The sequence below is a fragment of the Magnetospirillum sp. genome, assembly GCA_027532905.1.
Classification (GTDB): Bacteria; Pseudomonadota; Alphaproteobacteria; order CACIAM-22H2; family CACIAM-22H2; genus Tagaea.
Map to the genome: position 1 here is coordinate 1007815 of JAPZUA010000002.1, position 15020 is coordinate 1022834.

Sequence of the window (15020 nt, forward strand, 5' to 3'; positions counted from 1 at the left end):
AATCGAAAATGAATCCGTTTGTTCCGCCGCATCGGCTGGCCACGCTGCAGATCGAAATCACGCGCAACTGCAATCTTGCTTGTGCCGCCTGCCCGCGCACCGACGGCATTGCGGCCGGCACTTGGCGCAACGCCGACTTGGCGCTGGACGCGTTCCAGCAGTTGCTCGACCACGCGCCGCCGGCCGATCTGCTGCTGCTGGCAGGCATTGGCGAACCCGCCTTGCACCCGCAAGCTACCGCCCTCGTCGCGGCTGCCGTCGCCACACGCCGCTTCGGCGCCGTCGCGATGGGCAGCAACGGGCTTGCTGGAGGCCCTGAACTTTACGCGGCCCTGCAGAAAAGCGGCCTTGCCGGCCTGCGCATAACGCTTTCTTCGCTTAACGAGCCCACGGCGGCTGCACTGCGCAAAGGAACCGACGTCGCCGCCTTAGGCGCCAATATTGCGGCCTTGGCCAAACTATTCGGCAAGAATTTCTCTGTCGTCGTGCGCGTATCGCGCCGCAATGCGGGCGAACTCGATAACCTCGTCGAAACGCTGCTAGCCCTCGGCGTCGCGCGAATTTCTATTCAGCCCGACGACCGCCCCGCGATCGACGACAGGCTCGAAAAGAGCGAGCTTGCGTCGATCCTGACGCTGCTCGGCACGCTGCAGACCCGGCTGGGTGCCGCATGCACGCTCGATTGGGCGCCCGGTTTGGCCCCCAACCAGACCAAGTGCCGCCAGCCACTCACGACGGCATCGCTCGACGTTGCGGGCAATCTCGCACCCTGCCTTGCGACCAGCGACGCCAGCCACTATGCCAACACATGCTTGCGCGATCTGCGTTTTGCCGATGCGTGGGGAGCCCCCGGTGTGGCCGCGTGGCTATCGGCCTATCTCGACCGCGAGCCTACCTTGTGCCGCAATTGCGCGTTCAACCCTTCGGGCAGCTTTGCGGCCCCGCTCGAACCTGCTGTGGCCCAGAAAACCGCTGTGGCTTCGATCATGGCGCAGAAGTTCGACGCGGCACAGGCGACGTTGACCGCCCTCGTCGGCGGCCCCGTCCAGGCGGACAATCTGCATCTGCTCGGCATGGTCGAATCCCACAAAGGCAATGCCGAACGCGCCGTGGCCTTCGTCGCGGCCGCCGCCGCACTCGACGGGCAAGCGCATATCCGGAACAATCTCGGCACCGTCTTGGCGAAGGCCGGGCGCCTTGGCGAAGCCGAAACGGTGCTGCGCCAACTCGTCGCCGACACGCCGAGCTATCCGACCGCTTACATTTCGCTGTCCGGCGTCTTGGCCGACAAAGGCGAAAAACCGGCCGCCATTGCGATCCTCGTCGACCTTGCCGAACTCGCCCTCAAAGCCGGCAAACAAAACGTAGCGGGCCAAGCGGTCGACCGCATCCTGGCCTTGGGCGAACTGCATCCACGCTTGGCGCTGCTGGGCCATTTGCTGCGCATGGCGGGTGCGCAAGCGCTTGCGCTGCGGCTGTTCGAGTGGCTGGCAAAGACCGACCCCAACAATCTCGGGCATCTGCTTGCGCGCGCCATGACGCTGCTGCCGGTCGCCTACGAAACGACGCCGCAGATGCAGGCGATCCGTGCGCGCTACCGCGAAGCGCTCGCCGATCTGCACGCGCGCGTGGACCGGGCGAGCGACAGCGAACTTGCGATCGGGGGCTACCATGTCGGCCTCGCGAAGCCCTTCTATCTCGCCTACCAGGGCGAGAACGATGTCGAGCTGCAGCGCCTCTACGGCGAGATCGTCGCGCGCATGTCGGCCAAGCGCCATCCGCAATGGACGGTTCCCGTCACGCCGCTTCCCTATGGCGGTACCCGCAAACTGCGCGTCGGCTTCGCCTGCGGCTATTTCAGCCGTCACAGTGTTTCAAAGCTGTTCGCGGGCTGGATCCGCCACATGTCGCGCGCCAAGTTCCAGGTTATCGGCTACGACCTTGCCGAGAGCGAACCCGACGAATACGGGCGCGGCCTCCTGGCCGATTTCGACGCGGTGCGGCGCAAAGTCGACGGCATCGACAAATGGGCCGCGACGATCCGCAACGATGCGCTCGACGCGCTGATCTATCCCGAAATCGGCATGGAATCGCAGTCCGTGCGACTGGCCGCACTGCGCCTTGCCCCGCTGCAGATGGTCGCCATGGGCCATCCGATGACCACCGGCATTCCCAATGTCGATGTGTTTTTGACGAGCGACCTCATGGAACCTGCCGACGGCGAGACGCACTACACCGAAAGGCTGCTGCGTTTGCCGAACCTGTCCTTCGACTACGAGCGCCAGCCATCCGGGGGCCCCGAGTTCAAGCGCGAAGAGCTCGGCCTTGATCCAAAATCCGTCGTCTTCATCTGCTGCCAGTCTTTGTTCAAATACCGGCCCGACGACGACGGCGTGATCGTGCGTATCGCGCGCGAAGTGCCCAATGCGCAATTCGCGTTTCTGGGCGTGCCGACGGCCCCCCTCACCGAGATATTCTCGGCCCGTCTCGGCGCCAAATTCGCCGCCGCCGGCATGCCCTTTACCGGGCGCGTGGTGATCGTGCCGCCCGTCGCGTTCGAGCGTTTCGGTGCGTTCTTGCGCGCGGGCGACATCTATCTCGACAGTCTGGGATGGTCCGGCGGCAACACGTCGCTCGAAGCCGCCAGCGTCGGCTTGCCGATCGTGACCACGCCCGGCGGCCCGATGCGCGCGCGCCACACGGCCGCCATCCTGCATTTCATGGGGCTCGGCCGCTATGTCGCCGCTTCACAGGACGCCTATGTGGCCTTTGCGGCCAAACTCGCGACCGATGCCCCCTTGCGCAAAGCCTATGCGGACGAAATTGCGCGCAATGCCGGCAAGCTGTTCGGCGACCTCGCACCCGTGCGCGCGATCGAGAATTTCATCGTCGAGGAAATCGCCGCCCGCGAGCGGCAACAAGCACCGAGCAGCTAGCGCTGGACCGCAAGGCCCGAGGATCGGACCGTTTCCGTCTTGGCCGCTTCGGGCTTTGCGGCTTCAAGCCCGGGTGCAATGGCTATTGGCGCATAAGCGGCGATCGACTGCGCCAGCACGCGCGACAGGCAATAGTAGCTCGTGTCGGTCATGTGCAGACCGTCGCGCCCGATAAGCTCGTCGGGCTTGAACGCGCCGCTCTGCATCCAATGCGTCATGATGCGGAACCGCGGAAAAATCGGCACGTCTTTGACGCGCGAGAGCAGCATCATATGGTCGGCGAATTGGCGGCGATGCGGGGCATGTAGGTAGCGCGGCGCGTTCTGCGGCCCCATCATCATCACATCAATGCCGTGCTTGCGCGCAATATCGATTCCCATCGACATGTTCTCGACGAATTGGTCGAGCGGCCAGCCCTTGATTGCGGCGTTGACGCCCGCCTGCCAGATCAGCAGATCGGGTTCGATCGCCAAAACATCGCGCTCGAAACGCGCGAGCATCTGCGCCGAATCTTCGCCGCCGATCCCCTTGTTGAAAACGGTGATCGCGATGTTCGGGAACAGCGCGTGTAGCTCGGCCTCAAGCCGCTCGGGATAGGCGTTGGCGGGCGAGCTTGCGCCGACCCCTTCGGTCGACGAAGCGCCGAGTGCTACGATCGTCAGTTGCTTGCCCTCGGCCAGACGCCGAGATACGACCGGCATTGGATATTGTAGCCGGCTCAGCTCGACCGGCACGTCGCAGCGCATCGCGAATTTTTCGACGTTGCCCGTCATCGCCGGCACGATGGGCGTGTGCATGACCGCCCGGTCTGCAGCGATTGCAGGCAACCCGAGCAACAGAGCGGCAGCCAAAGCCAAGAGGATCAAACGACTCATCTCTAAAACAAGTTTAGGCCCGAACCGCAAAATTGTCGATTCGACATTCCCGGCCCCAGCGAAACCGGCTAAAGTCCGAAAAAATACAACGAGATGGAGGGGAGACGACCTTGCGCAAACTCGCACTCGCGGCCTGTTTGGCTCTCGGCTGGACCGCGCCGCTCGCGAGCCAGGACCTTGCGATCGGCCTTGGCCTTAACGTGACCTCGATCGATCCGCATTTCCACAACACCACGCCCAATCTCAACGTTGCCGCACAGATTTTCGACCGCCTCGTGCATACCGATGCGCAGCAGCGGCCCGTACCCGGCTTGGCCCTGTCGTGGCGCACGCTCGATCCAACAACCTGGGAGTTCGTGCTGCGCGACGACGTGAAATTCTCCGACGGCACGCCGTTCGAAGCGCAAGACGTGCTGGCGAGTTTGCGCCGCGCACCGGCAGTCCCCAACAGCCCGTCGAGCTTCGGCATCTACACGCGCGCCATCGCATCGGCCGAAGCGCCCGCCCCGAACCGCGTCGTGATCCGTACGCGCGAGCCCTATCCGCTGCTGCCCTACGATCTGTCCGCCGTGAATATCGTGTCGCGTGCGGCCGAAACCGCGAGCACGGCCGATTTCAATTCCGGCCGCTCGGCGATCGGCACGGGGCCCTTCAAGGTCGTATCGTGGACGCCGGGCGATAGGCTGGTCGTCGAGCGGAATCCGTTTTGGTGGGGCGGTGCCGTGCCGTGGGCGCGCGTCACGTTCCGGCTGATCGTCAACGACACGGCGCGCGTTGCGGCGTTGCTGGCGGGCGACGTGCAGATGATCGAGGCCGTGCCGCCGACCGACATCGCGCGCCTCGAGCGCGATCCGGCTTTGCGCGTGAGCCGCAGCCTTACGACGCGCTTCTTCTTTCTGCACCCCGACCAATTCCGCGACATAACGCCGTTTGCGACCGACAAGGCCGGCAACGTGCTGCCGCACAACCCCTTGCAGGATGCGCGCGTGCGCCGCGCCATCTCGCATGCGATCAACCGCGCCGCGATTGCGGAGCGTTTGTTCTCGGGCCAGGCCGTGCCGGCGGGCGGGGTCGTGCCCGACGGTTTTTTCGGCGGCGATCCGGAACTCAAAGCGCCCGCCTTCGACCCCGATCTTGCCAAGCGCCTGCTTGCAGAAGCCGGATATCCGGACGGCTTTGCGATCACGCTGCACGGCCCCAACGACCGCTACGTCAACGACGACCAGGTGGTGCAGGCCATCGCCCAGATGCTGGCGCGCGTCGGCATCCAGACCAAAGTCGAAACGATGCCGTGGGCGACGTTCGCAAGCCGCTCCAATCGGCCGGATTTCAGCTTGATCTATATCGGCTGGCTGTCGGCGACCGGCGAAGCGTCGTCGACCCTGCGCTCGCTCTTGGCGACCTTCAACCGTGAGACGGGCATGGGTTCGTCCAACCGCGGGCGTTTTTCGGATGCGGCGTTCGACGCCAAACTCGCCGAAGCGCTCGGCGAGATGGACGATGGCAAACGCGAACAGGCGTTGCGCGCCGCCACGCGCCTTGCAATGGACGCGCAAGGGATCGTGCCGCTGCTCTACCAATACAGCGTCTGGGCGATGCGCAAGCCCCTTGCCTACGGCCCACGCGCCGACGACCAGACCTGGGCTGCTTGGGTGCGGCCAGACTGAAGCGTTAGACCTTGGCGAGAGCGCGCAACGTATCGGGCGATGCGACAGGAAAGCCGAAGAACTCGAGATAGGCCGGGATCTGTTCGAACAGCATGTCGAGCCCCACTTGCGTGCGGCAGCCGCGCGCGCGTGCGGCCGCCAGCAGCGGCGTCGTTTCGGGCAGCAGCACCACTTCGCCCACGAAAGTCTGCGGATCGAGGCGTGCAGCGTCGAACGGCAGCTTGTCATCCGGCTTCATGCCGAGCGGCGTCGCATTGACCGCGAGAGCGACGCCCATAGGATCGTTGTGCCCCACGCGCAGTTCCACCTTCGGCGCGTGGCGCCGCAACCGGTCTGCCAATTGCTCGGCCAACTGCGGATTGGCGTCGCAGATCGAAAGCTGCCCCACACCCGCTGCCGCAAGCGACGCCGCAATGGCCGAGCCCACGCCGCCGCAGCCCACGACGAGTGCGCGAATACCCGCAAGCTCGAGCCCCTTGCGCCGCACGCCGCGCACGAAGCCTTCGCCGTCGAACATGTCGCCCCTGAGGCTGCCGTCGGGCGCGAGCCGCACGGCATTGCAGGCCCCTGCAATGCGCGCCGTATCGCTGGCCGAATCGACGAGCCCCAGTGTCGTCGCTTTGTGGGGCATGGTGACCAAAGCGCCGTGGATGTTCGACAGGCGAAACAGCATGCGCAGGAACTGCGGATAGTCGGCAGCCCCGCAGCCCATCGGCACCACGACCGCATCGATGCCCGCATGCTCGAAATAGGGATTGTAAATCATCGGCGATTTGAAGCTCGCCGTCGGCACGCCCAGATGGGCGATGAGGCGCGTGGTACCGCTGATCATCGTGCCATGCCTCTCGGGATGCGTTGCCAATCCGTTGCGAACGCGATATTGACGTCGTCCGCGAACACATAGATCATCGCGCCAACAAAAAGCACCCAAAAAAAGACAAACGGAGGAACACACATGACCAAATCCATCGACCGCCGCGCAGCTCTTGCGGGCTTGGCCGGGACCGCAGCGCTTGCAGCCCTGGCGCCGACGCCTTCGCGTGCACAGGGTGTCACCTTGCGCATGTCCGGCCCCATGACGCCGACAGACCAACGCGCGGTAGCGCTTGAGCAGATTTTCGCACCCGCCGTGCGCGGCTTTGCGACCTACCAGCCGCACTACAATGCCACGCTGTTCCGGCAAGGCACGGAGCTCGAGGCGATCGCGCGCAACAACCTCGAAATGTCGATCACCTCGCCACAGGAGCTTGCCACGCTGCTGCCCGAATGGTCGATCTTCACGGCCGGTTATCTGCTGCGCGACGCCGAACACCAGAAGAAGGTGTTCGCCGCCCCCTTCATGGACGGCATGAAAAAGACCGTGGAAGACAGGCTCAACGTCAAGCTCCTGTCGGTCATGTATCTCGGCCGCCGCCAGCTCAATCTGCGCACCGAAAAAGAAATCCGCACGCCGGCCGATCTCGCCGGCCTCAAGCTGCGCATGCCGGGCACGGAAGCATGGCTGTTCCTGGGCCAGGCATTGGGCGCCAATCCCCTGCCCGTCGCGTTCACGGAGATCTACACGGCCCTGCAGACGGGGGCGATCGACGGCCAGGACAATCCGCTGCCGACCAACCGCGATTCGAAATTCTTCGAAGTGACCAAGCAGATCGTGCTGACGAGCCATCTCGTCGACCAGAACTACATCGCCTTTTCGAAGCGCGTGTGGGACAGGCTGACGCCGGCCCAGCAGCAGACCGTGCAGAAAGCCGCCGACGATGCGGCCGAGTTCGGCCGCCAGAACCAGCTCAAGCTCGAAATCGAGCTCGAGGCTTTCTTCAAGGAACGCGGCCTCAAGGTCTACACGCCCGACGTCGCCGCCTTCCGCACGCGGGTCCAGCAGGCCTATCTCAGCTCGAAATTCGCGAACGACTGGCCCAAGGGCATGCTCGAACAGATCAACGCGATTCAATAGGCATGGGCCACTAGGCAAAGGCGGGCGGCGGTTCCGAAAGGACCGCCGCCCGGCTCGCCGGAGTTTAGATGCAACGGCTGATCCAACGCGCGCGCGTGCTCGCACACGACATTGCAGCACTCATGCTGGGCGCGCTCTTCGTCGTATTCCTGATCCAGATTCTGTCGCGCTACGTCCTCAATGCGCCCGCACTTTGGACGCTCGAAGCGTGCCTCACGCTCTGGCTCTGGGTCGTTTTCTGGGGCGGGGCCTTCGTGCTTCAGGAGAAGGACCATGTCCGCTTCGACGTTCTCTACTTTGCGGTGGGCCGCAATCTCCGGCGCGTCTTCGCGATCGTGTCGGCAATCGCCATCGGCGGCGGCATGCTGGCGGCCCTGCCCGCCACATGGAGCTACATCACCTTCTATCAGATCAAGCGGAGTGCCGTGCTGGGCATTCGGCTCGACATCGTGTTCAGCATCTACGGCGTCTTCGCGGCGATGTTGGTTATCCGCTATTTCTGGCGCGCAATCCTCGTGGCACGCGGTGCGGATCCCGAAGCGCTCGACAAACGCGATGTCCAAGACGGATATCACGTGCAATGAGCCTTGCGCTTTTCTCTTGCCTGGCGGTGCTGATACTCCTCGCGACGATCGGCGCTTCAATCCCGTTGTCGATGATTGTTTCGGCGATCGTCTACCTGGCCGTGAAGGGTCAGGACATGGGGCTCGCCGCCGAGCAGATCATCCAGGGGCTCTACGACAGTTTCGTCATCCTCGCGATCCCGCTTTTTATCGTCGCGGCGAACTTCATGAATGCCGGCACGATTTCGGACCGGCTCAATGTCTTCTGCCTTGCCATCGTCGGCCGCCTCAAGGGCGGCATGGGCCACGTGAACGTGCTGAACAGTCTCGTCTTCGCCGGCATGTCGGGCTCTGCCGTCGCCGACGTCGTCGGCATGGGCAAAATGTCGATCGACATGATGATCAAGGACAACCGCTACCCGCTGGGGTATGCGGCGGCGATCACGGCCGCGACGGCCGTCGTCGGACCGATTATCCCGCCTTCGATCCCGATGGTGCTCTATTCGATCGTGTCCGACGCCTCGATCGGCTATCTTTTTCTCGGCGGAATCTTGCCGGGCCTCATCATGTGCTCGGCGATGATGCTGCTGAACACGTACATGGCGCATCGCATGAACGTGCCGCTCGAAGAGCCGATTCCGCTGCGGGAAATTCCCGCCGTGACGGCAAGAGCGTTTCCGGCACTGCTGATGCCGATCATCCTTCTGGCCGGCATCTATGGCGGTGCGACCACGCCGACGGAAGCAGCCGCCATCGCCGCCGCCTATGCCTTCCTCGTGGCCGTTTTCTTGTACCGTGCGCTGAGCTTCAGCAACATCCGCGCGGTCATGCACGACAGCGTGAAATCCTCCGCATCGGTCGGTTTGATCATCGGCTCGGCACTCATCTTCAACTACATCGTCGCCACCGAGAATATTCCCGCGCAGGTGCAGCAAATGATGAAGGGCGTCGAGATATCGCCCGTCGTTTTCCTGCTGCTGCTCAATCTGCTGTTCCTGGTGCTGGGCTGCCTTCTCGACGCATCGACGATCATCCTCGTCATCATCCCCGTCTTCATCCCGACGGTGAAAGCGCTCGGGATCGACCTCGTGCATTTCGGCGTCGTCGCAGTGGTCAACTGCATGATCGGGCTGATCACCCCGCCCTACGGCGTCCTTCTCTTCGTGATCAACGCCATCACCGGCGTGCCGATGAAGCTGCTGATCCAGTATATCTGGCCCTGGGTCGCGGTCCTGATCGCGTCGCTGCTGTTGATGATCTTCGTGCCGGACACCGTCCTCGCGGTCCCCAAACTCTTCGGCTACGTGCCCGGAAGCTGAGGCGCAAAGTCGGCGCCAATTCGCTGCGCGTCGCCCAGAAATTAGGCAACGCTATCCAAAATTCACGTTCTGCGGGCATGCAAAGCGCGCGTTTCGCTGGCATGTCGCTTGCAGAACTCGCCCCGGGTATCTGTTCCACATAATCGGGGAGGCCAAAACTATGCGCGTTTCGCGTCGGACTTTGCTGGCAAGCGCTGCAGGCAGCGCTGCCATTCTCAAATTCGGAGCCATGGGCGTGCGTGCGCAGGGTGCGCCGATCAAGGTCGGCATCCTTCACTCGCTGTCGGGCACGATGGCGATCTCGGAAACGACGTTGAAAGACGTCATGCTCATGCTGATCGAAGAGCAGAACAAGAAGGGCGGCGTGCTCGGCCGCCGTCTCGAAGCGGTGGTCACCGACCCCGCGTCGAACTGGCCGCTTTTCGCCGAAAAGGCGCGCGAACTCATCACGCGCGACCGTGTGTCGGCCACGTTCGGCTGCTGGACGTCGGTGAGCCGCAAGTCGGTCCTGCCGGTCTTCAAAGAACTCAACAACATCCTCTTCTACCCCGTCCAGTACGAGGGCGAAGAGAGCGAGCGCAACGTGTTCTACACGGGTGCCGCCCCCAATCAGCAGGCGATCCCGGCCGTCGACTATCTGATGTCGAAGGACGGCGGCGAAGTGAAGCGCTGGGTGCTCGCGGGCACGGACTACGTCTATCCGCGCACGACCAACCGCATCCTCGAAGCCTATCTGCGCTCGAAGGGCGTTGCGGCTTCGGACATCATGATCAACTACACGCCGTTCGGCCATTCCGACTGGCAGACGATCGTCGCGAGCATCAAGACGTTCGGTGCGGCCGGCAAGAAGACCGCCGTCGTCTCGACAATCAACGGCGACGCCAACGTGCCGTTCTACAAGGAGCTCGGCAACCAGGGCGTCAAGGCGACGGACATTCCGGTCGTGGCGTTCTCGGTCGGCGAAGAAGAACTCGCCGGCATCGACACCAAGCCGCTGCTCGGCCACTTGGCCGCGTGGAACTACTTCCAGTCGGTCAAGAATCCCGACAACGAAGCCTTCATCAAGGCCTGGCAGGCCTTCACGCGCAACCCCAAGCGCGTGACGAACGACCCGATGGAAGCCCACTATATCGGCTTCAACATGTGGATTAAGGCCATCGAGAAGGCGAAGACCGTCGATGTCGATGCGGTCATCGATGCACTTCCCGGCATCAAGCAGGCGAACCTGACTGGCGGCATTTCCGAAATGCTGCCCAACCACCACATCACCAAGCCCGTGATGATCGGCGAAGTGCGCGAAGACGGGCAGTTCGACGTGGTATGGCAGACGGCCGGCCTCGTGCCGGGCGACGCCTGGTCGAAGCATCTCGAAGGCTCCAAAGACCTGATCGGCGACTGGGTTGGCCGCAAGTGCGGCAACTGGAACATGGTCACGAACCGCTGCGGCGCCTGATCGGCGTTCACGTGCATACGCGTCGTCCGATGCAGCGATCCACAGCCTCGGTCGGCGTGATGCGCGAAAGCAGCATGAAAAAAGCAAGCATGGCGGGGCTCCTCGCCATGCTTGCGCTTTTTCTGACCCTGCTCGCCCTACCCGCCCGCGCGCAAAGCTACGACGCGGCGATCGATCGTTTCCTTTCCGACAGTTTCCCCGATACCGAAGCCGGCATCGCGGCCCTGCAGAGCGCGGGCGACCCGCGCGGCGTTGCCGTCCTCGAAGCGCTACTCGACCGGCGCCTGTTCGTCGTGGCGGCGAGCCGCCTCGTCCTCGTGCGCGACCGTGCCGGCCAGAGCAGCGATGCGCGCACCGGCCAAGCGGTTGCCGAAGCACCTGCTGGTGCCGTCATGGTGCGCCTCAACAACCGGCTGCGCGGGCTTGGCCAAGCGGCCCTTGGTGCGATGACCTTGCTGTCGCCCGATCCCGAGCGGCGGCGGCTTGCAGCCGAAGCCGTGTTCCGCTCGCGCGACGCAACCGCCCTTCCCGCCATCAACAAGGCGCTCGAAACCGAATCCGTGCCGCGCGTGCGTGCAGCCTTGCGCGAAGCGCGCGCCGCCATTTTCCTGGCCGACGCGCAAGCGCCGATGGCCGAGCGCATCGCCGCCGCCGCCTTCATCGGCGAGATCGGCGACCAGGATGGCATTGGCCTTCTGCGCCAGACGCTAAACAACGCGCAAGGCCCGCTGCGCGAGGCCGTCGAAGCCGCAATCAAACGCGCCGAATTTTCGCAGCAGCTGCGTCGGGCGGGCCAGACCTTCTGGTTTGGCCTGTCGCTGGGTTCCGTGCTGCTGCTCGCCGCCATCGGCCTTGCGATCACGTTCGGCGTGATGGGCGTCATCAACATGGCGCATGGCGAGATGGTCATGATCGGCGCCTATGTCACCTTCGTCGTGCAGGATCTCATCCGTGCGCATGCGCCGCATCTGTTCGACTGGTCCTTGCCGATCGCCCTGCCGCTCGCCTTCGTCATCACAGGCCTCATCGGCATCGCGATCGAGCGCGGCATCATCCGCTTCCTCTATGGCCGCCCACTCGAGACGCTGCTGGCGACGTTCGGCGTGAGCCTCGTGCTGCAGCAAGCCGTGCGCACCGCCTTCGGACCCACCAACCGCGAGGTGGGTGCGCCCTCCTACATGTCCGGCTCGTTCGACTTCATCGGCATGCAGATCACCTACGGACGCTTGTGGATCCTCGTCTTCACCTTCGCCGTCTTCTTCCTGCTGCTCGCCGTGCTGAAGGCAACCGCTTTGGGCCTGCATATGCGCGCGGTCACGCAGAACCGGCGCATGGCGGCATCGATGGGCATTCGCACCGGCTTCGTCGACGCGATGACGTTCGGCCTCGGCTCCGGCATTGCGGGGCTTGCGGGCGTGGCTCTGAGCCAGATCGACAATGTGAGCCCCAATCTCGGCCAGAGCTACATCATCGACAGCTTCATGGTCGTGGTGTTCGGCGGGGTCGGCAATCTGTGGGGCACGCTGGTCGCCGCCTTCACGCTCGGCATCGCGAACAAAGTGCTCGAGCCGTTCGTAGGTGCCGTGCTCGGCAAGATCCTGATCCTCATCCTGCTGATCCTGTTCATCCAAAAGCGCCCGCGCGGACTGTTCGCCTTGAAGGGCCGGGCCGTCGAACAATGATTCTCGCGCGCCTTCTCGAAATGGCGGACTATCGCGGCCGCATTTTCCTCGCCCTGCTGGCGGCCCTCGCCGTGCTGGTCCCGGTTGCCAATCTGATGGTGCCGCCGGATTCCTTTTTCCATATCGGCACAGGCACGGTGGTGCTGCTCGGCAAGTACCTCACCTACGCGATCCTGGCGTTGGCCCTCGATCTCGTGTGGGGCTATTGCGGCATCCTGTCGCTCGGGCACGGCGCTTTCTTTGCGCTCGGCGGGTACGCAATGGGCATGTATCTGATGCGTCAGATCGGCACGCGCGGCGTCTACGGCCATCCGGTCCTGCCCGACTTCATGGTTTTCCTCAACTTCACCGAACTGCCGGTCACCTGGTGGGGCTTCGACAATTTCCTCTACGCGATGCTGATGGTGGTGCTGGTGCCGGGCCTGCTCGCCTTCGTGTTCGGCTGGCTTGCGTTCCGCAGCCGCGTGACGGGCGTGTATCTGTCGATCATCACCCAGGCCCTTACCTTCGCGCTGCTGCTGGCGTTCTTCCGCAACGACATGGGCTTCGGCGGCAACAACGGCCTCACCGACTTCAAAGACATTCTGGGCTTCAATGTGCAAGCGCAGAGTACCCGCGTCGTGCTGTTCCTTGCGACACTCCTCACGCTTGCCGCCGCCTACATCTTCGCGCGCTTCATGGTCACGTCGAGCTTCGGCAAGGTGTTGATCGCCATCCGCGATGCCGAAAGCCGCGTGCGGTTCCTGGGCTACCGGGTCGAGCATTACAAGCTCACCGTCTTCGTCGTGTCGGCCGTGCTGGCGGGCATTGCGGGAGCGCTCTACGTGCCGCAGGTCGGCATCATCAACCCGTCGGAATTCTCGCCGACCAACTCGATCGAAGCGGTTGTGTGGGTCGCGATCGGCGGGCGCGGCACGCTTGTGGGGGCGGCGCTGGGCGCCTTCGTCGTCAACGTACTCAAATCCTTCTTCACGACCGGCAGCCTTGCGGCCTATTGGCTGTTCGTGCTGGGCGGACTGTTCGTGCTGGTGACGATCGCGCTGCCCAAGGGCATCCTGGGCGCCATCGAAAAGCTCGCTGCCAAGCGCGGCAAGCGGAGCTGAGGCGTCCCATGGAAAAACGCACCAACGCGCTCCTCTATCTCGACGGCGTCAACGTGTCGTTCGACGGCTTCAAGGCGCTGCGTTCGCTCACATTGATCCTGGCGGCGGGCGACATGCGCGCGATCATCGGGCCCAACGGTGCGGGCAAGACCACGATGATGGACGTCATCACGGGCAAAACGAAACCCGACAGCGGCGATGTGCTGTTTGCCGACGGGACGATCGACCTCACACGCCACGACGAGGCCGAGATTGCCGAACTCGGCATCGGCCGCAAATTCCAGAAACCGACGGTGTTCGAGAGCCACACGCTCGTCGACAACATCCTGCTCGCCCTCGCCGGTCGCCGCGATCCGTTCAGTGCTTTGTTCGGCACGCGCGCGCGCATCTCCCCGCAGCGCATCCGCGACGTGCTCGACAAGGTGCGCCTCGCCGACAAAGCCGAAAAGCTCGCGGGCGAGCTGTCGCACGGCCAGAAGCAATGGCTCGAAATCGCGATGCTGCTGGCGCAAAACCCGAAGCTGCTGCTCGTCGACGAGCCGGTCGCCGGCATGACCGACGCTGAAACCGAAACCACGGCCGAGCTCTTGCGCGAGATCAACCGCGACCACACGGTCGTGGTGGTCGAACACGATATGCATTTCGTGCGCGCCCTCGATTGCCGCGTCACCTGCCTGCACGAAGGCTCGGTTCTGGCCGAGGGCACCATCGACGCGGTCGCCGCCAACGAGCGCGTCGTCGAAGTCTATCTGGGGCGCTAGATGCTGAACGTCGAAAAAATCGATCTGCATTACGGGGCGGCCCAGGCCTTGCGCGGCGTGTCGATCGAAGCGCATTTCGGCGAGGTCTCGTGCGTGCTTGGCCGCAACGGGGTCGGCAAAAGCTCGCTGTTGCGCGCCGTCGTCGGCCAGCAGCCGATCTCGGGCGGAGGCATCACGTTCGACGGCAAGCGCATCGACGCGATGGCGCCCGCCGCGCGCGCGCGCGCGGGCATCGCCTATGTGCCGCAGGGCCGAGAGATTTTCGCGATGCTGACCGTCCAGGAGAATCTCGAAACCGGCTTTGCACCGCTGCCGCGCAAAGAGCGCAGCATTCCGTCCGAGCTATTCGACCTGTTCCCGATCCTCAAAACCATGCTGTCGCGCCGCGGCGGCGATCTCTCGGGCGGCCAGCAGCAGCAATTGGCAATCGCGCGCGCGCTCGTCACGCGCCCGCGCCTGCTGGTGCTCGACGAGCCTACGGAAGGCATCCAGCCTTCGATCATCAAGGATATCGGCCGCACGATCTCGTATTTGCGCGGCCGCGGCGACATGGCGATCCTGCTCGTCGAGCAGTATTTCGACTTCGCCAAAGAACTCGCCGACCGCTGGTACGTGATGGAACGCGGCGAGGTGTCGCTCGCGGGCACGCGCGAAACGATGGACGAAACCGAAATCCGCCGCCGCATGTCGATTTGACGCGCCTGGCG

At 63.9% G+C, this 15020-nt stretch carries 12 protein-coding genes; 10 read left to right on the forward strand and 2 right to left on the reverse strand.

All coding sequences use genetic code 11. From position 1 onward, the window contains the following. Positions 1–8: 8 nt before the first annotated feature. A complete protein-coding gene (locus O9320_12825) occupies positions 9–2936 on the forward strand; it encodes a hypothetical protein (GenBank protein ID MCZ8311731.1) in 2928 nt (975 codons plus the stop codon). On the opposite strand, the gene O9320_12830 is transcribed toward O9320_12825, so the two are convergent. After that, positions 2933–3811 carry a GDSL-type esterase/lipase family protein gene (locus O9320_12830; protein MCZ8311732.1) on the reverse strand — a complete coding sequence of 293 codons (879 nt, stop codon included), beginning with the start codon at positions 3809–3811 and terminating at the stop codon, positions 2933–2935. The genes O9320_12825 and O9320_12830 overlap by 4 nt on opposite strands. Positions 3812–3921: 110 nt before the next feature. Here O9320_12830 and O9320_12835 point away from each other — a divergent pair, with 110 nt between their 5' ends. Then, positions 3922–5478 (forward strand): ABC transporter substrate-binding protein, encoded by a 1557-nt coding sequence (locus O9320_12835; GenBank protein ID MCZ8311733.1) that lies wholly within the window; start codon positions 3922–3924, stop codon positions 5476–5478. 4 nt (positions 5479–5482) lie between these two features. On the opposite strand, the gene O9320_12840 is transcribed toward O9320_12835, so the two are convergent. Continuing rightward, positions 5483–6310 carry a ThiF family adenylyltransferase gene (locus O9320_12840; protein MCZ8311734.1) on the reverse strand — a complete coding sequence of 276 codons (828 nt, stop codon included), beginning with the start codon at positions 6308–6310 and terminating at the stop codon, positions 5483–5485. 123 nt (positions 6311–6433) lie between these two features. Between O9320_12840 and dctP the strand changes: the two genes are divergently transcribed. From dctP to urtE, 8 genes are all read left to right on the forward strand, one after another. Beyond that, on the forward strand, positions 6434–7432 hold the full coding sequence (dctP, locus tag O9320_12845) for a TRAP transporter substrate-binding protein DctP (protein ID MCZ8311735.1): 999 nt from the start codon (positions 6434–6436) through the stop codon (positions 7430–7432). 68 nt (positions 7433–7500) lie between these two features. Next, positions 7501–8016: a TRAP transporter small permease subunit gene (locus O9320_12850; protein ID MCZ8311736.1), complete on the forward strand. Its 516-nt coding sequence runs from the start codon at positions 7501–7503 to the stop codon at positions 8014–8016. Next, positions 8013–9314 (forward strand): TRAP transporter large permease, encoded by a 1302-nt coding sequence (locus O9320_12855; protein ID MCZ8311737.1) that lies wholly within the window; start codon positions 8013–8015, stop codon positions 9312–9314. Before O9320_12850 ends, O9320_12855 begins: the two co-directional genes overlap by 4 nt. 229 nt (positions 9315–9543) lie before the next feature. Further along, positions 9544–10767: an urea ABC transporter substrate-binding protein gene (urtA, locus tag O9320_12860; GenBank protein MCZ8311738.1), complete on the forward strand. Its 1224-nt coding sequence runs from the start codon at positions 9544–9546 to the stop codon at positions 10765–10767. Positions 10768–10796: 29 nt separating this feature from the next. After that, the gene (gene urtB / locus O9320_12865; protein ID MCZ8311739.1) at positions 10797–12449 is read left to right on the forward strand and encodes an urea ABC transporter permease subunit UrtB; all 1653 of its coding nucleotides are present in this window, start codon (positions 10797–10799) and stop codon (positions 12447–12449) included. Beyond that, positions 12446–13552, forward strand: a complete 1107-nt coding sequence (gene urtC / locus O9320_12870; protein MCZ8311740.1) for an urea ABC transporter permease subunit UrtC — start codon at positions 12446–12448, stop codon at positions 13550–13552. Before urtB ends, urtC begins: the two co-directional genes overlap by 4 nt. An 8-nt stretch (positions 13553–13560) precedes the next feature. After that, positions 13561–14313, forward strand: a complete 753-nt coding sequence (gene urtD, locus O9320_12875) for an urea ABC transporter ATP-binding protein UrtD (GenBank protein MCZ8311741.1) — start codon at positions 13561–13563, stop codon at positions 14311–14313. Beyond that, the gene (urtE, locus tag O9320_12880; protein MCZ8311742.1) at positions 14314–15009 is read left to right on the forward strand and encodes an urea ABC transporter ATP-binding subunit UrtE; all 696 of its coding nucleotides are present in this window, start codon (positions 14314–14316) and stop codon (positions 15007–15009) included. The last annotated feature ends 11 nt before the right edge of the window (positions 15010–15020 follow it).

Coding starts and splice junctions, on each gene's coding strand:
- O9320_12825 (MCZ8311731.1), top strand. CDS start 9: ATGAATCCGTTTGTTCCGCCGCATCGGCTGGCCACGCTGCAGATCGAA.
- O9320_12830 (MCZ8311732.1), bottom strand. CDS start 3,811: ATGAGTCGTTTGATCCTCTTGGCTTTGGCTGCCGCTCTGTTGCTCGGG.
- urtC (MCZ8311740.1), top strand. CDS start 12,446: ATGATTCTCGCGCGCCTTCTCGAAATGGCGGACTATCGCGGCCGCATT.
- O9320_12840 (MCZ8311734.1), bottom strand. CDS start 6,310: ATGATCAGCGGTACCACGCGCCTCATCGCCCATCTGGGCGTGCCGACG.
- O9320_12855 (MCZ8311737.1), top strand. CDS start 8,013: ATGAGCCTTGCGCTTTTCTCTTGCCTGGCGGTGCTGATACTCCTCGCG.
- dctP (MCZ8311735.1), top strand. CDS start 6,434: ATGACCAAATCCATCGACCGCCGCGCAGCTCTTGCGGGCTTGGCCGGG.
- urtB (MCZ8311739.1), top strand. CDS start 10,797: ATGCAGCGATCCACAGCCTCGGTCGGCGTGATGCGCGAAAGCAGCATG.
- urtE (MCZ8311742.1), top strand. CDS start 14,314: ATGCTGAACGTCGAAAAAATCGATCTGCATTACGGGGCGGCCCAGGCC.
- urtD (MCZ8311741.1), top strand. CDS start 13,561: ATGGAAAAACGCACCAACGCGCTCCTCTATCTCGACGGCGTCAACGTG.
- O9320_12850 (MCZ8311736.1), top strand. CDS start 7,501: ATGCAACGGCTGATCCAACGCGCGCGCGTGCTCGCACACGACATTGCA.
- urtA (MCZ8311738.1), top strand. CDS start 9,544: ATGGGCGTGCGTGCGCAGGGTGCGCCGATCAAGGTCGGCATCCTTCAC.